The organism is Cryobacterium algoricola (genome assembly GCF_004402485.1).
Taxonomy (GTDB): Bacteria; Actinomycetota; Actinomycetes; order Actinomycetales; family Microbacteriaceae; genus Cryobacterium; species Cryobacterium algoricola.
The window spans coordinates 239,734-260,297 of the sequence record NZ_SOFG01000024.1 but is presented as its reverse complement, the minus strand read 5'-3'; the positions used below and the strand labels follow the sequence as shown (position 1 = coordinate 260,297).

Here is a 20,564-nt window from a genome sequence, read left to right as displayed (position 1 = left end):
CTGGTGGTGCTGATGCGACCCGGAGGGAACGACCTACTTGGCGTAGTTGACCAGGTCGGGGTTCTCGGCGTAGACCTCGGACAGCAGGCTCATGTCGAAGAGCTTGTCGGCCGTGATGGTGACACCGGCGGCAGCGAGCGTCTTGATGCTCTCCTGCTGCAGCTTATCGCTGATGGTGAAGAGGCCGTTCTTGACGGTGTCGTCGCTGACGATGAGGTCCTTCGACTGGATCGTGGCCTGCTTGGTCTCCTTCTCGATGGTGAGACCGAGGTCTGCGCCGTACTTGTCGATCGTGAGCTTGGCAGCGGCGGCGGGGTCCTTGATGGCAGCGGCCCAGCCCTTGATCTCGGCGATCAGGAGGCCCTTGAGCTTCGCACGGTCACCCGAGATCTCCTTGTCGGACGCGGTGAAGGTCTCCGCGACGAACGGGAGGCCGTTGTCGGCGAGGGGCAGGTTGACCGGGCCGAGGCCCTTGAGGTCGGCGTCGATGCCCTCGTTGGTGAGGTAGGAGAACCAGCCGTCGACCTCGCCGTTGAAGAGCGGGGTCGGGTCGTACTCGACGGGAACGGTGGTCAGCGAGGTCGGGTCGATGTTGTTGACCTTGAGGAACGCGTCCCAGAGGCTCTGGTTGCTCGCCTGCACGCCGATCTTCTTGCCCTTGAGGTCGGCGAGCGTCTTGATGTTGCCCACCTTGGCGAGCGAGAGGATCGAGAACGGGTTCTTCTGGTACGTGGCGCCGATGATCTTGATCGGGGCGCCCTCGTTCGCGATGACCGTTCCGGTGGAGATCGCGTTGCCGATGCCGAGGTCGACGGTTCCGGAGATGACGCCCGCCTCAGCGGATGCCGGGCCGGCGATGAGGTCGACGGAATCGAAGCCGGCCTTGGTGAAGTCGCCGTTGGCGTCGGCGAGGAACTCGCCCATGAACTCTGTGTTCTTGATCCAGGACAGCTGGATGCTCGCGGTGCCGAAGGACGCGGGGGCGCCGGCGGTTGCGGAGGTTGCGGGAGTGGAGCTCGTTGCGCAGGAGGTGAGCGCGATGGTCACGACCGCCGCAGCAGCGATGCCCTGCAGGATGCGACGGGCGGGGCGCCCTGCCGGTGAACGGTGTGCTGTTAAACCTTGGGTCCGGGTCATGAAGCTGTTCCTCTCGATGGTGCTCGTGGGGTGCCGTCGGGGTGCCGTCAGGGAAAACGGCTGCTGTGATACCGTGCGGCACACGTGCGGGTTCCCTGAATTTAGACCCCGCAGATGACGCTGCGACCTCGACAGTGTTTCCGTCGTGTTGCAGCATTCTGGGTAACCGTCGCGGGAGGAAAAGTGCATCTGCCGCGTGATACGGTCACGGCGTCCGCCCGAAAAGGAGCCCCGATGCCGTCCGTTACTGAGCCTACTGCCGCGTTTGTGTCCGGATTGCCCAAAGCAGAGCTGCATGTGCACCTCGAAGGCACCCTCGAACCCGACCTCAAACTCGCCCTCGCCACCCGCAACGGAGTGGACATCGGCCAGTCGACGGTCGAGGAGGTGCGCGCGAGTTACGCCTTCGACTCCCTCGCGAGTTTCCTCGCGGTCTACTACCCCGCGATGGATGTGCTGGTCACCGAGCAGGACTTCTACGACCTCGCCACCGCGTACTTCCGCCGCGCCGCCGCAGACGGCGTGCGCCACGTCGAGGCCTTCTTCGACCCGCAGGCGCACACCACCCGCGGCGTGCCCTTCGAGACCGTCATTTCGGGGCTGCACCGTGCTGCAGCGGATGCGGTCGGTTACGGCCTCTCCGCCGACCTGATCCTCTGTTTGCTGCGTGACGCATCCGCTGAGAGCGCCCACGAGACCCTGCTGGCCGCCTTGCCCTACCGCGACCTGCTCGTCGGGGTCGGGCTCGACTCCGACGAACGCGGCAATCCCCCGGCGAAGTTCGCCGAGGTCTTCCAGATCGCCCGCGACGCCGGCCTCAAGCTGACGATGCACTGCGACATCGACCAGGTCGGCAGCATCGAGAACATCCGCCAGGTGCTCGGTGAGGTCAGGGTCGACCGGATCGACCACGGCACGAACATCCTCGAAGACCCGGCGCTCGTCGCCCTCGTCCGGGAGCGGCGGATCGGCCTGACCTGCTGCCCGGTCTCGAACAGCTTCGTGACCGCGGACATGAAGGCGCGGGAAATCGTCGAGCTCCTCGGCCTCGGGGTGCTCGTCACCCTCAACTCCGACGACCCCGCGTACTTCGGCGCCTACGTCGCAGACACCTACACGGCGTTCGCCCGGCAGGCCGGCGTCGGCAGGGACGAGCTCGTGCAGCTCGCCCGGAATTCCTTCGAGGCGAGCTGGCTCTCCGATTCCGAGCGTGCAGGCTACCTCGCCGAGATCGACGCCTTCCTCGAGGCGAACCCGGCCTGACCAGGCCTGACCCCGCCTGACCCGACCCCGCCCGTTCCCGTCGACCGCGCGGTGTTTCGCAGCCCGCCGCACCGCCCGCGTTTCGGGCATTCGCCGAGTGTGTGACGATCGCGTTTCACGAGTCCCGATTGGCACCCTGAGGTCCTCATCAGGGTGTTTGCTAGACCATCTGGCCGGCTCACGGCCGGGGATTCCAGCTGGCAGGAGGACCGATGCGCGAACGAGTCGACCGGGTGATCCGTTCGGACGCCGTGCTCACCCCCGCCGGTTTCGTGCCGGGGGCGGTGACGATCACGGGCGGGGCCGTCACCGCGATCCTGCCGATCGACGAGCCCGTCGACACCCGACCGATCGCGGAGTCCGGCCTGTCCGACGGTGCGGCCACGGACCTCCGTCTGCCGACGGGCCGGGTGCTGCTTCCCGGTCTCGTCGACACCCACGTGCACGTCAACGAACCCGGCCGCACGGACTGGGAGGGCTTCGCGAGCGCCACCCGCGCCGCAGCGGCCGGCGGTGTCACGACCCTGATCGACATGCCGCTCAACAGCATCCCGCCGACGACGACGGTCCGCGGACTCGAGCTCAAGCGTGCGTCCGCCGGCCCGCAGGCGAGCGTCGACGTCGGCTTCTGGGGCGGGGCGGTTCCCGACAACCTCGGCACCCTGCGCGACCTGGACGACGCCGGCGTCTTCGGGTTCAAGGCCTTCCTCTCCCCCTCGGGCGTCGACGAGTTCCCGGCGCTCTCCTCCGCAGAGCTTCTGACGGCCGCCGCCGAGATCGCCGCGTTCGGCGGCCTGCTGCTCGTGCACGCCGAGGATCCCGCCGAGCTCGACGCCGCCCCGCCCGCCCACGGGCGCTCCTACGCCGGCTTCCTCGCGAGCCGCCCGCCCCAGGCCGAGACGAGCGCGATCGACCGGGTGATCGACGCGGTGCGCCGCACCGGCGTGCGCGCGCACATCCTGCACCTCTCGGCGGGCGCCGCGCTGCCGCGGCTCCGTGCGGCGCGGGCGGCGGGCCTGCCGATCACGGTCGAGACCTGCCCGCACTACCTGTCCTTCGCCGCGGAGCAGATCCCCGACGGTGCCACGGCCTTCAAGTGCTGCCCGCCGATCCGGGACGCCGCGAACCGGGAGCTGCTCTGGGCGGCCCTCCGCGACGGCACGATCGATTTCGTGGCCTCCGACCACTCGCCGGCGACCCCGGAGCTCAAGCTCGGCCACGACGGCGACTTCGGTCTCGCCTGGGGCGGGATCTCCGGCCTCGAGCTGAGCCTGCCCGCGGTCTGGACGGCCGCCCGCGCCTCCGGGATCGGCCTCGACCGGGTGCTCGGCTGGATGTCGGCCGCGACGGCGCGCTTCGCTGGGCTGCCCGGCAAGGGGTCGATCCAGCCGGGGGCGGATGCCGACCTCGTCTCCTTCGCGCCGGAGGAGTCGTTCACGGTCGACGTCGGTGCCCTGCGGCACAAGAACCCGGTGAGCGCCTTCGACGGTGCGACGCTGACGGGCCGGGTGCACACCACCTGGCTGGCCGGTGCTGTCGTGCACGACACCGGGGTGGGAGACGGCGGAACGTCCGGGGCCACCTCGCCCGCGGCATCCGCCCACCCGGAACGCCCTCCCCGCGGCGCCCTGCTCCGCCGCCAGACACCAAAGCCCTGATTCCCCACCCCTTCCCCACCCTCCAGAAGGAGCACCATCCGATGTCGATCATCCTCGGACCCAACCGGTACGGAAAAGCGGAAAACCGGGTCGTGCGCATCTACCGCGACTCGCCGCGGCACGAGATCCACGACATCAGCGTCTCGACCGCGCTCCGCGGCGACTTCGCCAGGGCGCACCTCGCGGGCGACCAGCTGAACGTGCTGCCGACCGACACCCAGAAGCAGACCGCGTACTCCTTCGCCAAGGAGAAGGGGCTGCTCTCGATCGAGAGCTACGGGCTCGACCTCGCCACCCACTTCGTGGACACGGTCGAGCCCGTGCACAACGCCCGGGTCGAGATCGAGGAATTCGCCTGGCAACGGGTGCTCGTCGACGGCAGCGAGCACGACCACACCTGGGTGCGGCGCGGCCAGGAAGTGCGCACCGCAGCGATCACGGTCGAGGGCATGGGCGCTGACCGGCGCAGCTGGGTGATCGGCGGTCTCAAAGACCTCGTGATCCTCAAGTCGACCGGCTCGGAGTTCGCCGGCTTCATGCAGGATCCTTACACGCTCTTGCAGCCCACCTCCGACCGGGTGATGGCGACCTCGCTCACGGCCGGCTGGCGGTTCGCCACGACGGATGTCGACTGGGAAGCAACCTACGCCGGCATCAAGCAGGTGCTCGTCAGCCAGTTCGCGACCGTGCACTCCCTCGCCCTGCAGCAGACGCTCTTCGAGATGGGGCGCGCCGTGCTCGAGGCGTTCCCGGTCATCGCCGAGGTGCGCCTGTCCGCGCCGAACAAGCACCACTTCCTCTACGACCTCTCCCCCTTCGGCGTCGCCAACGACAACGAGGTGTACCACGCCGCCGACCGCCCCTACGGGCTGATCCAGGCGACCGTGCTGCACGACGACGCCGCGGACGCCGGGCCCGCCTGGGACTCGTACACCGGGCTCGTCTAGGTGCGCGGCGTCCGGTTGCCCCAGCCCATACGATTGCCGTGATGAGTACCCCAGCGCACGCCCCGGCTCCCGGCTCCACGCCGTCCCGCGCGGCCTCGGCCCCCGGTCACGTCTACCGCGGCCACGTCTTCCACATCGCGGGATCCCCGGTCGTCGCCGACGCCAGGGAGCACCTCGTCTCGGTGCCGGACGGCGCCCTCGTCACCGCTCCGGACGGCACGATCGCCTGGGCCGGGCCGTTCGCCGAGCTCCCGGCCGGCTTCCGCGACCTCCCGGTGACCGACAACCGCGGCGGGTTCATCCTGCCGGGCTTCGTCGACACCCACCTGCACTACCCGCAGACCTACTCGACCGATGCGTATGGCGGCGGCCAGCTGCTCGAATGGCTCGACAACTGCGTGTTCCCCGCGGAGACCCGGCTGCAGGACCCCGAGTTCGCGGCGCGGATCGCCCGCGACTTCACCCGGCGCCGCGTCGCTGCCGGCACCACGAGCGCCCTCGTCTTCGGGTCGGCGTTCCCGCACGCCCAGGACGCCCTCTTCGCCGAGAGCCAGGCCGCCGGCCTGCGCCTGGTCAGCGGGCGCGGGGTGCAGACGGTCGGGTCCGGCCCTGCCGGCGCACTCCTGACCGGCGAGACCGAGGCCCTCGACCTGATCAGCGCGGAAATCGACCGCTGGCACGCCGTCGACACCGGCGACCCCGCGACGGCGCTGCTCCAGGTCGCGGTCGTGCCCCGGTTCAGCCTCTCGGTGACCCCGACGACCCTCGCCGGCCTCGGCGAGCTCTACGACGACGCGCGCGAACGCGGCGTGTACTTCCACTCGCACCTCAACGAGAACAACCGCCCGGGCACCGGCGAGATCGACGCCGTGAAGGCGGTGTACGGGGTCGACACCTACCTCGACACCTACGACGGGCTGTTTCTGCCGGGATCGCAGCGGGGCGGGTCGAGCCTGCTCGGGCGGCGCAGCATTCTCGCCCACGCGGTGCACTGCGAGGATGCCGAGCTCTCCCGACTCGCAGAGTCAGGCACCTCGGTGGCGCACTGCCCGACCTCGCAGCAGTTCCTCGGCTCCGGCACGATGCCGTGGCTGCGCACGACGTCGTTCGGCGTGAACGTCGCAATCGGCTCGGACATCGGCGCCGGCGACGAGTGGCTGATCTCGCGGGTGCTCAACGACTGCTTCAAGGTGCACCTGTCGGAGCCGGGCGACGCCGGGCTCTCGCTCGACCCGGCCGCGCTGCTCTTCACCGGGACCCTCGCCGGAGCCCGCGCCCTCGACATGGAGGCCCGGTTCGGCAACTTCGACGTGGGCAAGGACGCCGACTTCCTGCTCATCGAGCCGGACCGCTGGGAACCGCTCGCGACCGTGCTGAACCGCGGCATCCGGGCGGACGACGAGCGGATGGCCACGGACCAGACCCTCTTCGCCCTGCTGCTCGCGCTGCGCCAGCCCGCGATCACGGGAGTGTTCGTGCGAGGCCGCCGCGTGCAGGCCCCCGAGTAGCGCCGCCCGCCCGCCCGCCGGACTGCGCACCGGACCGAGCGCGGGTGTTGCGCCGCTGCGCGGGTGGCGCACCACCCGCGCAGCGGCGGACTACCCGCGCCCGTGCGCCCCGGCGACGGTCAGGGCTCGGGGTGCTCCTTCTCGAGGGCGTTCGCGAGCGCGATCGAGAACGCGGCCGCGAGGAGCACGAAGCGGAGGGTCACCGATATGTCTTCGTGGCCGGTCACGAGCATCCCGATCACATCGAGGCCAGAGAGCGTCAGCGCGACTATTCCGACGCCGGCGAACGCACGGCTCGCCAGGCGCCGGTCGTTGGCGTCCCGATACTCGAAATTACTGATCCGCAGCTGTTCGGATGCCCGGGGACTGCGGGCGTACCGGGCCACTCCGACCCAGATCACGGCGAAGCCGAGCAGCACGGCCGCTCCGACCAGATTGCCCAGCACCGCCGCCACGACGGCCGCGATCAGGAATGCCGCGCTGATCAGTGAATTCACTGGCGATATTGGCAGGCGATCTCGGATCGTCGACACGATGGTCTCCTCACTGGCGGTGTGGGTCGGACACCGGGATCGGCGGGTCGGCGGCCGGCCGGCGGATCCCGCGGGTCAGCTGCCGCGGTACGTCGAGTAGGCGAAGGGGCTGAGCAACAGCGGCACGTGATAGTGCGCGGCCGGGTCGCTCAGGTCGATGGTCACCGAGATTTCCGGGTACAGGGTCGGCTGGCCGGTGCCGGCGAAGTAGCGCCCGGTGTCGAAGGTGAGGCGGTACCGACCCGCGGGAAGATCGGCCGGGCCGAGCACGGAAACCCGGCCGTCGGCATCCGTGCCGGCGCTTGCGAGCGCGTGCCAGCCGGACTCGAGTCGCTGCTCGAGCTCGACGGGCACGCCGGCGGCGGGCCGGCCGGACACGGCATCGAGCACGTGGGTGGTGATGCGGCTTCGGGGCGCGATGTTCCCGGAGTCGGACACCGAGGTCGCGGCTGCCTCGGTCTCGATAGCGCTGCGTGTGCGGGTGCTCGTGTCGGTGCCAGCCGCGGTCGCGGCAACGACGTCGGCCACGACCGCCGAGACGACGTCCCGGTCGGCCGGCGCATCGGCGGAGCCGCCTGCGGTCGCGCGCTCCGCGGCGACCCGCTCGGCGACGGTGCCGGCGAGCGTGGCCAGCCGGAGCAGGGCGATGTCGCGCAGCTCGGTGCCGACGATCTTCAACTCGGCGGCGTCGTCGAGCGCGAGGCGCCGGTGCAGTTCGGCGAGGATCTCGGTGCGCGACCGGCCGGCGGCGCGGATCAGGAAGACGCGGCCGAACCGCTCCTCGTACGCCCGGTTGCCCTCGGCGATGGCGGCGGCGAGGGTGGCGTCTGTGGCGTCCGACGAGGACTGCTCGCGGCGGGAGAATCGCGCGGACGGCGAGTCGCCACGGGCCGTCTCGCCGATCCGCGGATGCCCGGACAGGGCTTCGTCGATCTCGCTGCGGCTGAGCGGCGTCGCGGCCGTGCGGGCGGCGGCGAGCAGGGCAGCCGCGGACTCGAACGGTGACTGTGCCGCGACCTCATCGGCCCAGCGGGGTACGGCCAGGCAGGTCAGGAGCGCCTCGCGAAGCTCAGGTGTCGACATCCTCTTCATGAAAGCTCTCCTCGTCCTGGTCCAGCCTAGAGCGCCCGCGGCGACAGCGCATACGATGGCGGACATGGTGGATGCAGACGCAGCGCGCGACCGGGCGGATGCCGGGAAAGCCCCGGTCGCGGGCATTCTGCTGGCAGCGGGGGCCGGTTCCCGGTTCGGGCAGCCGAAGGCGCTCGCGCGCGGCGCCGACGGTGTGCCCTGGCTCGTGCGGACGGCCGGCGTGCTGCGGGCGGCAGGCTGCGCGCCGGTGATCGTCGTGCTCGGGGCCGAGTCCGCCGCGGCCGTCGAGCTGCTCGCCGAGGCGGGCCTGATCGACGGGTCGGCCCCTGCGTTGGCCGGGCCCGAGGCCGACCGTGGCACGGTCGTCGTGCAGGCCGCCGACTGGGCCGACGGGCTGTCGGCCTCGCTGCGCGCGGGGATCGGCACGGCCCTGAGCCTCGCCGGGGCCGTGGCCGCCGTCGTCGTGGTCCCCGTGGACGTCCCCGACCTCGACGCCGCGACCGTGACGCGGGTGCTCGACGCTGACGCGGGCGTGACCCGCGACAGCCTGAGGCAGGCCGTGTTCGGCGGCCGGCCCGGGCATCCGGTGCTGATCGGCCGCGCACACTGGGAGCCGCTGCGGGCGCAGCTCACCGGCGATACCGGGGCGCGCCCGTATCTCCGCTCGCACGACGTGTTCCCTGTCGAGTGCGGCGACCTCACGACGGGCGCCGACGTCGATACCCGCCCCGGCGTCCCCGAGGCATAACTCCTGCACATTCCCGGCCGGCCGGCAGGAGGCCCCGGAAACACGGGCCGGTCTGCGTGAGCCAACAGAATTTGCAGGAGTTATGCCAACTACAGGGCCGGGTAGTCGGCGGCGAGGGCTCGGACGGCCACCTCGAGGGCGTCGACGGCGAGGGCGACGTCGGCCGCGGTGACCGACTCGTCCGGGTGGTGGCTGATCCCGCCGGCGCAGCGCACGAAGAGCATGCCGACGTCGGTGATCGCCGCGATCGCCATCGCGTCGTGACCGGCGATCGAGGGCAGCTCGCGCGGGGCGTCGTCGGCCGGGGCCTCCGGGCCGGAATCCGATCCGCCCTCGTCGGGCCGGGCCGCGTCGGCCGGTGCCGTTGTCGGCTCGGTCGAGCGGATGCCCGCCGCAATCGCCGCGCGCAACCGCGGTGAGCAGGCGACGGCCGCGGCCTCGTGCACCTGGGTGCTGGCGAGGTCGAGGCCCCGCGTGCCGCAGATGTCCGTGAGTGCGGACTCGATCAGTGTCCAGCCGCGGTCCCGGTCGGCGTCGTCGGGAGCGCGCAGGTCGAGGCTGAATTCGACCTTCCCGGGAATGACGTTGACGGCGTCAGGGAAGACCCGCAGGTGCCCGACGGTCGCGGTGAGCCCCTCGGCACGCGCAATGCGCTCGATGGTGGTGATGCCTTCCGCCGCTCCGGCGAGGGCGTCGCGGCGGCGGGGCCACGGCGTCCCGGAATGCCCGGCCGAGCCGGTGACCGTGAGCAGGAAGCGGCGGGCCCCGGCGATTCCGGTGACGACGCCGAGGGCGCGGCCTTCCTCCTCGAGCACGGGCCCTTGTTCGATGTGCGCCTCGAGGTAGCCCAGGAGTTCCTGGGGTGCCCGGGCGGCGTCTCCGACCTTGGCGGGGTCGAGCCCGAAGGCGAGGAACGCCTCGCGGAGGCTCACGCCGCCCGCGTCGCGCAGGTCCCACCAGGACTCGAGCCAGGTGCCGGCGACAGCGCGGCTGCCCAGCAGGGTCGTGCCGAAGCGGGTGCCCTCCTCGTCGCCGAACGCGGCGATCTCGAGCGCGAACGGCAGCGGGCGGCCGGAGGCGGCGATCCGCCCGGCGACCGCGATGGCAACGAGCACACCGAGGATGCCGTCATAGCGGCCCGCCGCACGCACGGTGTCGAGATGGGAGCCGAGCATCAGGGCGGGAAGCCCGCGGGTACTGCCGGACAGGCGCGCGCACTGGTTGCCGGCGGCATCCTGCCAGGTGGTGAGCCCTGCTGCGGTCATCCAGCCGGCAACCCGGTAGTTGACGGCGGCGTGCTCCGCCGAGAGGTAGGTCCGCTCGATCCCGTCGGTGAGGGAGGAGTGCCGGGCGAGCTCGTCGCACCGGGCCAGAATGACGGCGGCCTCGGCATCCGACACGGTCGGCACCGCGGCCGTCATGAGAGCACCGCGGCGTCGTCGGACGCAGCAGCGTCACGGTCCGCGTCGGCGTACAGGTCCCAGGCCGCGCCGACTCCCCCGCCACCGGTGACGGATGCCCCCGCGCGCCGGAGCACCTGCTCGAGCGCCGCGAGGGTGGTCAGCACGGTGTCCTTGCGGGCGTTGTAGCCCATCACGCCGATCCGCCAGACCTTGCCGTGCAGCGGTCCGAACGAGGTGCCGATCTCGATGCCGAAGTCCTCGAGCAGGGTGCCGCGCACCGCGTCACCGTTGACCCCGTCGGGGATCTCGACCGCGACGACGTTGTTCATCCGGTGGGCCGGGTCGCCGAACACGGACAGCCCGAGGCCGTGCACTCCCGCGAGCATCGCCGAGCCGTGCAGCCGGTGCCGGGCGACGGCCTCTGCCATGCCCTCCTCGACGAGGATGCGCGCGCACTCGCGGGCGCCGTAGAGGGCGGTCGTGGCCTCGGTGTGGTGGTTGAGCCGGCGCGGACCCCAGTAGTCGAAGAGCATGGCGAGGTCGAAGTAGTTCGAGCGGATCCGGTTGGGCAGCACCGCGTCCCCGGCCTCCCGGATGCCGGCCTCGATGCTCCGGCGGGAGTCGATCACGTCGACGGCGCGGGCCGAGAAGGTGGCCGGTGCGGAACCGGATGGCCCGGCGAGGCACTTCTGCAGGCCGGCGGTCACGGCGTCGAGGCCCCAGGCATCCGCTTCGAAGGTGTTGCCGCCGAGCGACGCCGTCGCGTCGGTGTAGAAGAGCACGCCGTGCCGGGCGCAGATGTCGCCGAGCTCGTCGAGCGGCTGGGCGAGGGTCGTCGAGGTGTCGCCGTGCACGATCGCGAGCAGCGTCGGCCGGGTCTCGATGATCGCCTGTTCGATCGCGGCGGGCGTGAACACGGTGCCCCACGGCACCTCCCGCACGTGCACCTCGGCGCCGACGCGTTCGGCGATCTCGCGGAGGAGGTGGCCGAAGCGTCCGAAGATGGGCACGAGCACCCGGTCTCCCGGCTGGATCAGTGAGACGAGTGCCGCCTCGATCCCGGCACGTGCCGTGCCGTCGATCAGGAGCGTCTGCTCATTGCCGGTGCGGAATACGTCGCGGTACAGGCCCATCGTCTCGGTCATATACCCCGTCATCGCCGGGTCGTACTGGCCGACGAGCTGCGCGGACATGGCACGCAGCACCCGTGGGTCGGCATTGATCGGCCCCGGTCCCATCAGCAGGCGCTGCGGCGGGTTGATCGGAAGGCTCGGGACGGGGGTCGACTGCAGCGGAAAGGTCACATGACCAGCTTAGGCACGCGGCGTTTCCACGGTGTTACCCCGCCGCATCCGGCGTTCGGTCAGGGATTCCGTCGGCCTCGCCCGCGGGGCCGGCCGTCGACGGGCTCAGCCCTCGAGCCCCGCAGCGAGCCCGGCGGCCAGGTCGAGCAGGGCCAGGTCGGAGTGACGCGGTCCGACGAGGCTGAGCCCGACCGGCGCCCCGGCGACGGACAGGCCGGGCAGGGACACCGCGGGGTACCCGCCGATCGCGGCGAGGCAGGTCAGGGAGAGCGTCGCGGTGCGGATCGCTTCGATCCGGGCCCCGGACGAGGTGCGGGCCGGCGCGGTCGATGAGGTGGAGGGCAGCAGCAGGATCCGGCCGTCGAGGGCCGCGTCGAGCCGTTCCCTGGCCTCGGCGAGGTCGATCCGGTGCGCGCCTGCCTCGTCCTCGTCGATGAGCGAGGCGAACGCGAAACGGGAGCGCACGTCGGGGCCGAGCGTGCCGGGGTGGGCGTCGACCCAGTCGCCGTGGGCGTGCCAGGCCTCGGCCGCCTGCACGGTGCGGAACGTCTCGAATAGGCGGGTCAACGGGTCGAGGGAGACGATCTCAACTGCGGACAGGTGCCCGCTTCCCTCGAGGCGGTCGACCGCGGCGACGAACGCCGCCTGCACCCCCTCCTCCGCTGCGAACACGGTCTGGGTGCACACGGCGAACCGGGCGGGCAGCAGCGGCAGCTGCTTGTCGGTGTCGAGCGAGACGGCGGCGGCGGCCCGGAGCAGCTCCGGGTTCCTGGCGAGCCAGCCGACCGTGTCGAACGAGGGCGCGAGCGGGAGCACCCCGTCGCGGCTGACCGCCCCGTGGCTCGTGCGCAGCCCCCAGAGCCCCTGGTAGGAGGCAGGCACCCGGATCGACCCTGCGGTGTCGGTCGCGAGGCCGAGGTCCGCCTGGCCGAGGGCGACGGCGGCGGCGGGTCCGCTTGACGAGCCGCCCGGCAGTCCTCCCGGTACGCGCGGATTCGGGGGTGTCCCCGAGTGCACGTTGGTCCCGGCGATGCTGTACGCGAACTCGTCGGTCTGGGCGATGCCGATCACGCTCGCCCCCACCCGGAGGAGGGCGGTGAGCGAGGGTGCGCTCTCGGTCGCGGCGGTCGCGCTCTCGAGGTAGGCCGGGGTGCCGGCCCCGACCGCGAACCCGGCCACGTCGAAGAGATCCTTGACCGCGACCCGCACGCCCGCGAGGGTTCCGCCGGCCTCGCCGGCGACGAGCGGCGTGCCGACCACCCGCCAGATGGTCCGGTCGATCGCGGGAGCGGATGCGGCGACCTGCGCAGCCTCGATCCGCCAGCCCGCCGCGGTCCGGCTCCAGAGTTGCGTCACCAGTCCGGCCCCGCCGGCCACGGGCGCGTTCTCGGCGACGATCAGGGCGTGGTCGGTCCCGATGGCCCGCACGTGCAGTGAGCGGATGCTGCGCCGCACGACCCCGGGTCGGCCGGCGCGGAATCCGGCGATCGCGTCGCTCCCGACGAGCAGCCCGGCCGCGTCGCCGCGGAGCGTGTCCGGTCCGGGAGCGAAGAACCCCGCGAGCGCCTCGAGGTCATTGGCCGCGAGCGCGGCCTCGTAGGCCTCGAAGGCGGCGAGCAGGCCACCGGGCAGCTCCCCCGTGATCGAGGTCGGCCGAAGCTCGGGCGCAGCGGCCGAGGGTGCGGCGCGCACGGGCCGTCCGGCGGGGAGCGCGGCGGCCGGGGACGTTGCGGCAGGGGGCATCGCCGCCGTGGGCCCGGCAAACGCAGGAGTGGCTGCCGAGGGCGTTGCGGCCGAGGGCACGGGCACGGGCACGGGCACGGGCACGGGCACGGGCACGGCGACCGTAGGCGTGCCGACCGCAGGCGGGGCCGGACGGAGCACGGCAGGGACGGACGCACGAGCCGCCGTGACTTCGACGGGTCGGCCGTTCTGCTCAAGCACCGAAGTCCGCCGTCCGGATGCGGGCGTGCACGCCCGTGACACGGTCGACGACCTGGGAGATGTTGAAGTCGGTCGCCGCACTCAGGTAGGCGTACGCGAGGGTCTGGTCCATGCCGTAGCGGGCCCCGAGCAGGGCGATCGCGGCGCGCACACAGGCCCGCATCGCTTCGTCGAGGTCCGGGTCGAGCCCGGTCGGCACGAGGAACTCATCAGTCTCGGCGAGCGGTCCGGTGAGCCGGCCGAAGAGCGCCGCCGCCTCCTCCGCCGGAATGACGTCGAAGCGGATGCGCACCCGCAGGCTCGCCTCGAGCGCCGTCAGCGCCACCTCGCCGTCGCCCTGCGCGAAGTGCGGGTCGCCGACGTAGGCGAGCGCGCCCGGCACCTGCACGGGCAGGTACAGCGCGCTGCCGACGGTGAGCAGGCTGATGTCGAGGTTGCCGCCGTGCGCGCCGGGCGGGACGGAGTGCGGCCGGGTGTCACCGGCGACGCCGACGCCCATGATGCCGAGGAACGGGTCGAGCGGGAAGCGCACGACCCGGTCTCCGCCGGGGACGAGCGGCAGGGTGCCGACGAGCGCCCCGGCTTCCGTCCCGTATCCGGGATCGGTGTCGACCTCGGTGAACACGGAGACCGTGCCCGGTCCGACGGGGTACTCGCCGGGCAGCGCCCCGCGGCCGTGGCGGCTCGAGATGACGCCGTACGGCACCCGGGGCGTCGCCTCGAGCAGGGTCATCCTGAGCAGGTCGCCCGGGAGCGCACCGCGCACCTCGATCGGTCCGGTCACGACGTGCGGACCGTCCGCCTCGGCGTCCCGCGGGTAGTCGCTCGCGGCGAGCGCAACGGCATCCGTGAGCACATCGATCGCCGCGACGCCGTGGCCGCCGAAGAAGGCGAGCGGGTCCCTACCCTGGTCCTCGAGCAGCCCCTCGTGGCTGAGGGTGTCGATCGTCACGACGTCACCGGATGCGATCGAGAGCACCGCGGCATCCGCCGCACAGGGCAGGCGGCCCCACAGCACGGTCTGCGGGGTGGCCGGAAGGTAGTGCCCGGGCGGAATACTCCCCATGCCTGGGTGGAGTACGACGTACGACATGGGAGCGCCTTCCAGGTACGCAGAAACAAGAACGTGGTGCTTCACACTATTGGTGCCTCGCGATCGAGGCTATCTCCCGTTTGCGTGCCATTCCACCAGCCGGTACGTTTCAGGTCACTGTTGACACGATCGACATGAGTTTTACCTCCAGGAAACATACCCAGCAGTCCCCGTCCCGAAGGATCATCGTGCTCGAGAAGCTCCGCCGTCATCCCGCGAACCTGCACCTCGGCCTCATGCTGGCGCTGACGTTCTCCACCGGCCTGGCGGATGCCGTCGGGTACCTCGGCCTGGACAAGGTGTTCACCGGCAACATGACGGGCAACGTCGTCATCCTCGGGATGGCGCTCGCCGGCGCGAGCAACCTGCCCGTGCTCGGCCCGTTGCTCGCCCTGTTCACCTTCATGCTCGGGGCGGCCATCGGCGGCCGGGTGCTGCGGCCCGTCGCGATCGGCTGGACGACCCACGCGACGGCGCTGTTCGCGGTGCAGGGCGCGATCATGGCGGGACTGGCGCTTGCCCTGGTCCTCGGCGGCGGGCATCCGGCGCAGCCCTTCGACCTGGTGATCACGAGCCTCCTCGCCGCGATGATGGGACTCCAGGCGGGGGTCGCCCGGCACATCGGGGTCAAGGACGTCACGACGGTCGTCGTGACGTCGACCATCACCGGGCTGGCCGCGGACTCGAGACTCGGCGGCGGCAAGGGCCAGCCGTGGTTCCGCCGGGTGGCCGCCATCCTGCTGATCTGCGCGGGCGCCCTGGTCGGGGCCCTCCTGCTCTCGGTGCACATCGCCTGGGGCGTCGCCCTCTCTGCCGTGATCACCCTCGCCGTCGCGGCGCTCGGGCATGCGGCCGGGCGCCCGCACCACGCGCCGGAAGCCGTGGTGCGAGGATGAATTTCCGGTAACGGTGGCGGGAACGACCCCCGGCATGTCAGGCTTAACCGGTGCCGAAGACTTTTGAAAAATCGGACCTGCGTGAAGCCGTCTCCCTCGACCGCCCCTGGGTCACCATCGTGTGGGACGATCCGGTCAACCTGATGTCCTATGTCTCCTACGTGTTCCGCAGCTACTTCGGGGTCGCACCCGAGGAAGCCGAACGCCTGATGCTGCGGGTGCACAACTCCGGCAGGGCCGTCGTCGCAACCGGAAACCGCGAGTCGATGGAGCGCCACGTCGAGGCGATGCACGGCTTCGGGCTCTGGGCCACCCTCTCCCACGAGGACTCGTGATGCTGTTCACCCGCGATCCCGCCGGAACGGTGTCCGCGAGCTTCGAAGCCGTCGAGCTCGGGCTGCTCCGGCTCGCCGCGAGCCAGCTGATCGAGCTCCTGCTCGCAGCGGAGTCGCATGCCCTCGGAACCGGCGCGGACCCGGCGCTCACACGGCTGCTTCCGGATGCCTACCCGGGCGACGCAGAGGCCTCCGCCGAGTTCCGGCGTTTCACCTCCGGGGACCTCCTCGAACGCAAACTCGACAACGCCAGGGTGCTGCTCGCGACGCTCGGCGAGGAGCCCCTCGACGAGATCGCCGACGAACCCGTCGGGCCCCTCGTGGACGACCTCTTCGAGGTCCCGGCGACGCCGATCGCGCTCGACGCCCCCGCCGTACAGTCCTGGCTGCGCACGCTCACCGACCTGCGGCTCACCCTCGCCGAGCGGCTCGAGATCTCGCCGGACGGCGAACAGCACCTGGACGCCGACGAAGCCCCGCTGCTCAGCAGCATCTACGAGTGGCTCGGCATGGTGCAGGAGTCCCTCGTCTACGCCATCGACCGCTGAGTCCCAGCCGCAGAGCCGGGCACTGAGTCCCGGAGGCAGCATCCGCACTCGCGCAAAGTCGGAGATTTTCGCGACACGCCGTGCCTCCACGAAGCGGATGCGGCGAGTCGCGAAATTCTCCGACGTTACGCCCGTCACCGGTCGCCGGAACGCCGCGACCGAAGGAGCGGGACAGCGACGGAGGAAGGCGGCGCGATCAGCCCGCTGCAGGGACCGCCGCGAGCGCCGTCAGCGCCTCGTAGGCCCGGCGCGGGCCCGTTCCGCCCTGCAGTGACCCGCTGAGGTCGTCGAGCCGCACCCGGTCGGGTGCCGCGAGCGCGAGCACCGACCGGAGCGCGTCGCCGAGTTCGACCGCCGTCGCGGTATTGGGCGCGAGCGAGAGCCCGAACCCGGCGGTCTCGACCGCCTCCGCCCCGGCGAACTGGTCGGTGGAGAACGGCAGCACGAGCAGCGGTACCCCGGCGGTCATCGCCTCGGTCACGCTGTTGTTCCCGCCGTGCGTGACGGCGACCGCGGCGGCACCGAGCAATGCGACCTGCGGCAGGAAGCCGCGCACGAGCCAGGAGTCCGGGATCGGGCCGAGTTCGGCGGGGTCCGTGGACCCCGTCGCGAGAGCGACCCGGACATCGAGGCCGCGGAGGGCATCCGCCACCCGGGCGAGCACGTCGCCGCGCACCGACAGGAAGCTCCCGAAGCTCACGTAGACGAGGGGCCGGTCGTCGCCTGCCGCAACGGCGTCGGCAAGCCACGCCTCCACCTCGGGGTCGCGGGCCTCGGCGCGCACCGCGGAGCCGAGGAACACGTGCTGCGGAAGCAGGGCCGTGCGATCGGGCGCGTGCAGTTCACCCGGGTAGTTGAGCATCAGCACGTCGCCGGATTCGGTGAAGGCGTCCCGGCTCGGCTCCGCCGCGGGGTCGAGTTCGAGCAGGGCGGCATTCCACTGGGCGGTGAAGGTGTCGCGTACCGCCTCGCAGGTGCGGTGGAGCCCGGCGAGGTCGTCCGGCTCCGGGGAGAAGGCGTCTGGCCAGGTGGACGGGTAGCCGTAGACCTCCGTGCCGACCGGAAGGGCGCTCGGGTGCCCGAGCACGACGTCGGCGTGACGGATGCCGGCGCTCAACAGGGCGAGGCGGGCGCTGAAGGCGAGGTGGTCGACAATGATCTGGTCCGGGCGCACCTCGGCGACGATGCGCTGCACCTCACGAGCGATCTCGACCGGGTTCCAGAGCAGGTCACTGCTGCGGGCCTCCGCCTGGAACCGCAGCGTCGGCACCAGGCCGAGCCTGGTCGCGGCGAAGAAGCCGCGGAGGGCGTCGTCCTCACCGCTCGGCTGTTGTTCCGCCCGGATGGTGCCGGGGTTCGAGCCGCGGCCGAGCTGCAGGTTCACCCGCTCGAAGCCGAACTCGGCGACGATCCCGGCCGTCGCGGGGCCGCTCGCGACGACGACCCGTTCCCCGGCGGCCTGCCAGGCCGTGCCGAGGGTCGCGAGCGGGAACAGGTGCGAGGCGTAGTCCGGGCTGATGATGAGCAGGGTCATGAGGCGCTCAGCGTCCAGGTCGACGCCAGTCCCCGGCCGGCGAAGCCCTGGCCGGAGAGACCCTGGCCGGTGAACGCCTGGCCGAAGCCCGTCCCCGCGTCCGCCCTGAGGCGTTCGTGCGCCTCGGCGACGTCGTGGTACACCCCGGAGAGGGTCGTCGCCATCGCCTGGATCGTGAACGAGCCGGAGACCATGGCCATGGCGCGCTCGGCGAATTCGGGACCGAAGGGGCCCGCCGCGAGATCGAGCGCCTCACGCACACCGCCGGCGAGACCGGCCGGGTTCCCGGTGTCGACCAGGAACCCGGTCACGCCCTGTTCGACGTAGGTGGCCGGTCCCCCGCCGTTCGGGGCGACCACGGTGAGCCCTGCCGCCATCGCCTCGAGTAGCGCGATGCCGAATTCCTCTTTCATGCTCGCGCAGACGTAGACGCCGTTGGCCGCTGCGAGACCGGTGCGGCCGAGGCGGGTGGCGGCGAGCCAGCGGGCGACGGTGTCGTTCGAGCGGTGCCCGGCGAGCAGCAGCCCGGCCGAGGCCGCGTCGCCGCGCGGGACGGCGGCGTGGATCCTGTCGAGCTGTCCGGCCTCGTCCGGGGTGGGGTTCGCAAGGTCGCCTCCGACGATCAGGAGGTTGCAGGCGGCCCGGAGCGCAGGGTCGGCCGCCCAGGCTTCGACGAGGGTCGCCATGCCCTTGACCCGGTGCAGCCGGCCGACCGTGATCGCGAGCGGCAGCGCGCGGCGCTCGGGCGGGAGGGTCGCGAGGAGGTCGTCGAGCTGTCCGAGGGCGACAGCGCCCTCGACGCTCATCTGCGCGGGAACCGTGGATGCGGGTGCTGCGGCGGCGTCGGACACGGGCTCGGCGTACGCTGCGGCCACGTCAGCCTCCTCCGGCGTGCCATCGCTCGCCCGGGCGTCGACGAGCGAGGCCTCGATCACGGCGATGTCGATGCCCTCTGCGACGATCGAGTGCCGTTCCGGGTGCTGCGTCACGTCGATGCCGACGAGCTCACGCAGGTCACGCTCGAGGTCGGGCCGGGGAAAGAGCACGGTGTGCGCGGCATCCGCTGCGAGGCGCTGGACGAGCCGCACGCGGAACCAGAAGTGTTCGGTCGCGTCGACCGTGCCGAAGGTCGCGCGGGTGAGGGCGCCGGCGGACTCGAGCGAGCGGATGAGGCTGTGCGGGTCTGGCGCGACGGTGAACACGACCGGGATGTCGAGTTCCCTGGCGACCGTCGAGGCGGCGAGGGTGCCGACGTCCGCCATCCGCAGGTGGATGGCGTCGACAGGTCCCGCGGCGCGGAGCACCCGGCGGATGCCGCGCTGGGTCGCGATCCGGCGCGACCAGGCGTCGGCGGATGCGACGGGCTCGCCGAGGAACGGTACTGTCGCGAAGGCGTGGCCAGACAGGGTCGACGACACCTCGGGCAGGCAGTCGAGGGCGGATGCGAAGCCGCCCCGGGAGAGGGTGAGCACCCGGCCGACCTCGCCGGCACCGCTGCCGGCGTCGCCGGTGGCCTGGCCGGCGACGAGGGCGTCCCCGAGCCGGACCAACAGGGTCGCGATGCCGCCGTTGTCGCCGGAGCCGACCCGGGTCAGCGCTCCGTCGATGTCGGCGTGCAGGAACAGCTGGGCGACGGTCGTTCCGCTGCTCCACGGGGCCCGCGGGTAGCTCGGCACGGTCAGGTCGATCACGGCGAGCCTGGCGACCTCGGCGAGGACCCCGCTGCCCGCGGCCAGCCCGGTGACGATCCGGAGGCCGGTGTCGCCGGAACCGAGCCCGGAACCGATCCCGGTTCCGATTCCCGCGCCGGCGCCCGAGAGGGAGCCAGGGGCGGCGTCTGCGAGCCCACGGTCGCCGATGGCGGCGATCGCCGCAGCCCGCACCTCGGTCGCCTCCGCCGGGTCGACGGCGACGCGGAACAGCGTGCGTTCCGGGATCCGCCCCGAGATCTGGCCGATCGTCTCGACCAGGCGCGCCCTCTCGCCCGGCTCGCTGACGCCGAGCAGTGCTCCCTCGACGGCGAGGGCGACGGGGGCCGCGACGGCCGCGCTCCATTGTTCGAGGGTGCGCTGGGCGATCATCCCGGCGAAACCGCCGTCGATGACCATGCCGAGCAGGGGTGCGACCGCGTCGAAGCGCGGTAGGCGGGCACCGAAGGCCCAGGCCGCGTGCTCGCGGAGGAAGAGCTGCTCGTGCCCGAGCAGCGAGACGAGCACCTCGTCGGCGGTCTCGTCGAAGACCTGGGCGAGGGCGTGCACGGCGGCGATCGCGGTGACCTGGTCTGCGGGGTCGACGGCGGCCTCGGCGAGCAGGCGCACGGCCCGGCTGCCACCGTCCCGGCTCGCGGAAACGGTGAGGTCGTCTGCGGCCATGATCGTGGCGAGGATCGAGTCTGCGGCCCTGAGCGAATCCAGTGTGCTCTGTGTTCCCATGGTCGAACTCCCTGTCTGCCGGCGGTGCCGCGGCTGGTGTCGGCCGAGGGGCCGAGAATGGCCCGGTGGGCCGGGACAAACGTCCCTCGTTGATTTAACGCCACTTTTCCGGCTCGCGGGCCCTTCCGGGCTGGGAATCAACCGAGAGGACGCTCCACCCTCCTGTGACCCGGCGAAGGCATCCGTTGC

The 20,564-nt window shown here is 71.8% G+C and carries 17 protein-coding genes; 8 read left to right on the top strand and 9 right to left on the bottom strand.

The window, feature by feature from the left end; genetic code table 11:
* Window positions 1-33: 33 nt before the first annotated feature.
* Window positions 34-1,137 (bottom strand): ABC transporter substrate-binding protein, encoded by a 1,104-nt coding sequence (locus tag E3O44_RS18265; RefSeq protein ID WP_134536438.1) that lies wholly within the window; start codon window positions 1,135-1,137, stop codon window positions 34-36.
* A 234-nt stretch (window positions 1,138-1,371) separates the two neighbouring features.
* Here E3O44_RS18265 and add point away from each other — a divergent pair, with 234 nt between their 5' ends.
* From add to E3O44_RS18245, 4 genes are all read left to right on the top strand, one after another.
* Entirely contained in the window at window positions 1,372-2,400 is a 1,029-nt protein-coding gene (gene add, locus E3O44_RS18260; RefSeq protein WP_134536436.1) for an adenosine deaminase, read from the top strand.
* A 212-nt stretch (window positions 2,401-2,612) separates the two neighbouring features.
* Complete coding sequence (allB, locus tag E3O44_RS18255; RefSeq protein WP_134536434.1) at window positions 2,613-4,058, top strand: allantoinase AllB; 1,446 nt, start codon at window positions 2,613-2,615, stop codon at window positions 4,056-4,058.
* Between the two features lie 41 nt (window positions 4,059-4,099).
* On the top strand, window positions 4,100-5,005 hold the full coding sequence (pucL, locus tag E3O44_RS18250; RefSeq protein ID WP_134536432.1) for a factor-independent urate hydroxylase: 906 nt from the start codon (window positions 4,100-4,102) through the stop codon (window positions 5,003-5,005).
* A 41-nt stretch (window positions 5,006-5,046) separates the two neighbouring features.
* Window positions 5,047-6,513, top strand: coding sequence for an amidohydrolase family protein (locus E3O44_RS18245; RefSeq protein ID WP_134536431.1), 1,467 nt, complete (start codon window positions 5,047-5,049; stop codon window positions 6,511-6,513).
* A gap of 119 nt (window positions 6,514-6,632) precedes the next feature.
* On the opposite strand, the gene E3O44_RS18240 is transcribed toward E3O44_RS18245, so the two are convergent.
* Together E3O44_RS18240 and uraD are read right to left on the bottom strand one after the other, a co-directional pair.
* A complete protein-coding gene (locus E3O44_RS18240) occupies window positions 6,633-7,010 on the bottom strand; it encodes a hypothetical protein (protein WP_134536429.1) in 378 nt (125 codons plus the stop codon).
* A gap of 111 nt (window positions 7,011-7,121) precedes the next feature.
* Window positions 7,122-8,138 carry a 2-oxo-4-hydroxy-4-carboxy-5-ureidoimidazoline decarboxylase gene (uraD, locus tag E3O44_RS20025; protein ID WP_420897941.1) on the bottom strand — a complete coding sequence of 339 codons (1,017 nt, stop codon included), beginning with the start codon at window positions 8,136-8,138 and terminating at the stop codon, window positions 7,122-7,124.
* 64 nt (window positions 8,139-8,202) lie between these two features.
* Between uraD and E3O44_RS18225 the strand changes: the two genes are divergently transcribed.
* Window positions 8,203-8,886 (top strand): nucleotidyltransferase family protein, encoded by a 684-nt coding sequence (locus E3O44_RS18225; protein ID WP_241976423.1) that lies wholly within the window; start codon window positions 8,203-8,205, stop codon window positions 8,884-8,886.
* Between the two features lie 89 nt (window positions 8,887-8,975).
* Here E3O44_RS18225 and E3O44_RS18220 read toward each other — a convergent pair whose 3' ends face one another.
* The 4 genes from E3O44_RS18220 to E3O44_RS18205 all read right to left on the bottom strand — a co-directional run bounded on the left by E3O44_RS18220 (window position 8,976) and on the right by E3O44_RS18205 (window position 14,630).
* The gene (locus E3O44_RS18220) at window positions 8,976-10,307 is read right to left on the bottom strand and encodes a Zn-dependent hydrolase (RefSeq protein WP_134536427.1); all 1,332 of its coding nucleotides are present in this window, start codon (window positions 10,305-10,307) and stop codon (window positions 8,976-8,978) included.
* Complete coding sequence (locus E3O44_RS18215) at window positions 10,304-11,527, bottom strand: pyridoxal-phosphate-dependent aminotransferase family protein (protein ID WP_134536582.1); 1,224 nt, start codon at window positions 11,525-11,527, stop codon at window positions 10,304-10,306. Before E3O44_RS18215 ends, E3O44_RS18220 begins: the two co-directional genes overlap by 4 nt.
* 171 nt (window positions 11,528-11,698) lie before the next feature.
* Complete coding sequence (locus E3O44_RS18210; RefSeq protein WP_241976422.1) at window positions 11,699-13,537, bottom strand: AtzH-like domain-containing protein; 1,839 nt, start codon at window positions 13,535-13,537, stop codon at window positions 11,699-11,701.
* Window positions 13,530-14,630: an acetamidase/formamidase family protein gene (locus tag E3O44_RS18205; protein ID WP_134536425.1), complete on the bottom strand. Its 1,101-nt coding sequence runs from the start codon at window positions 14,628-14,630 to the stop codon at window positions 13,530-13,532. The genes E3O44_RS18210 and E3O44_RS18205 overlap by 8 nt, the downstream gene beginning before the upstream one ends.
* A gap of 188 nt (window positions 14,631-14,818) precedes the next feature.
* Between E3O44_RS18205 and E3O44_RS18200 the strand changes: the two genes are divergently transcribed.
* From E3O44_RS18200 to E3O44_RS18190, 3 genes are read left to right on the top strand one after another with little or no spacing between them, the layout of a single operon-like run.
* Window positions 14,819-15,526, top strand: a complete 708-nt coding sequence (locus tag E3O44_RS18200; RefSeq protein ID WP_241976421.1) for a YoaK family protein — start codon at window positions 14,819-14,821, stop codon at window positions 15,524-15,526.
* A gap of 50 nt (window positions 15,527-15,576) precedes the next feature.
* Entirely contained in the window at window positions 15,577-15,861 is a 285-nt protein-coding gene (clpS, locus tag E3O44_RS18195; RefSeq protein ID WP_198416016.1) for an ATP-dependent Clp protease adapter ClpS, read from the top strand.
* Window positions 15,861-16,409 carry a DUF2017 family protein gene (locus E3O44_RS18190; RefSeq protein WP_134536421.1) on the top strand — a complete coding sequence of 183 codons (549 nt, stop codon included), beginning with the start codon at window positions 15,861-15,863 and terminating at the stop codon, window positions 16,407-16,409. Before clpS ends, E3O44_RS18190 begins: the two co-directional genes overlap by 1 nt.
* Before the next feature lie 196 nt (window positions 16,410-16,605).
* Here the strand turns inward: E3O44_RS18190 and E3O44_RS18185 are convergent, their stop codons facing one another.
* Window positions 16,606-17,943 carry a glycosyltransferase gene (locus E3O44_RS18185; RefSeq protein ID WP_134536420.1) on the bottom strand — a complete coding sequence of 446 codons (1,338 nt, stop codon included), beginning with the start codon at window positions 17,941-17,943 and terminating at the stop codon, window positions 16,606-16,608.
* Entirely contained in the window at window positions 17,940-20,375 is a 2,436-nt protein-coding gene (locus E3O44_RS18180; RefSeq protein WP_134536418.1) for a glycosyltransferase, read from the bottom strand. Before E3O44_RS18180 ends, E3O44_RS18185 begins: the two co-directional genes overlap by 4 nt.
* Window positions 20,376-20,564: the final 189 nt, after the last annotated feature.

Bases quoted from the DNA above. Each gene is read 5' to 3' on its own strand.
- pucL (WP_134536432.1), top strand. From the start codon at position 4,100: ATGTCGATCATCCTCGGACCCAACCGGTACGGAAAAGCGGAAAACCGG.
- E3O44_RS18225 (WP_241976423.1), top strand. From the start codon at position 8,203: ATGGTGGATGCAGACGCAGCGCGCGACCGGGCGGATGCCGGGAAAGCC.
- E3O44_RS18180 (WP_134536418.1), bottom strand. From the start codon at position 20,375: ATGGGAACACAGAGCACACTGGATTCGCTCAGGGCCGCAGACTCGATC.
- E3O44_RS18190 (WP_134536421.1), top strand. From the start codon at position 15,861: ATGCTGTTCACCCGCGATCCCGCCGGAACGGTGTCCGCGAGCTTCGAA.
- E3O44_RS18205 (WP_134536425.1), bottom strand. From the start codon at position 14,630: ATGTCGTACGTCGTACTCCACCCAGGCATGGGGAGTATTCCGCCCGGG.
- allB (WP_134536434.1), top strand. From the start codon at position 2,613: ATGCGCGAACGAGTCGACCGGGTGATCCGTTCGGACGCCGTGCTCACC.
- uraD (WP_420897941.1), bottom strand. From the start codon at position 8,138: ATGAAGAGGATGTCGACACCTGAGCTTCGCGAGGCGCTCCTGACCTGC.
- E3O44_RS18245 (WP_134536431.1), top strand. From the start codon at position 5,047: ATGAGTACCCCAGCGCACGCCCCGGCTCCCGGCTCCACGCCGTCCCGC.
- E3O44_RS18265 (WP_134536438.1), bottom strand. From the start codon at position 1,137: ATGACCCGGACCCAAGGTTTAACAGCACACCGTTCACCGGCAGGGCGC.
- E3O44_RS18220 (WP_134536427.1), bottom strand. From the start codon at position 10,307: ATGACGGCCGCGGTGCCGACCGTGTCGGATGCCGAGGCCGCCGTCATT.
- E3O44_RS18185 (WP_134536420.1), bottom strand. From the start codon at position 17,943: ATGACCCTGCTCATCATCAGCCCGGACTACGCCTCGCACCTGTTCCCG.
- E3O44_RS18215 (WP_134536582.1), bottom strand. From the start codon at position 11,527: ATGGGACCGGGGCCGATCAATGCCGACCCACGGGTGCTGCGTGCCATG.
- add (WP_134536436.1), top strand. From the start codon at position 1,372: ATGCCGTCCGTTACTGAGCCTACTGCCGCGTTTGTGTCCGGATTGCCC.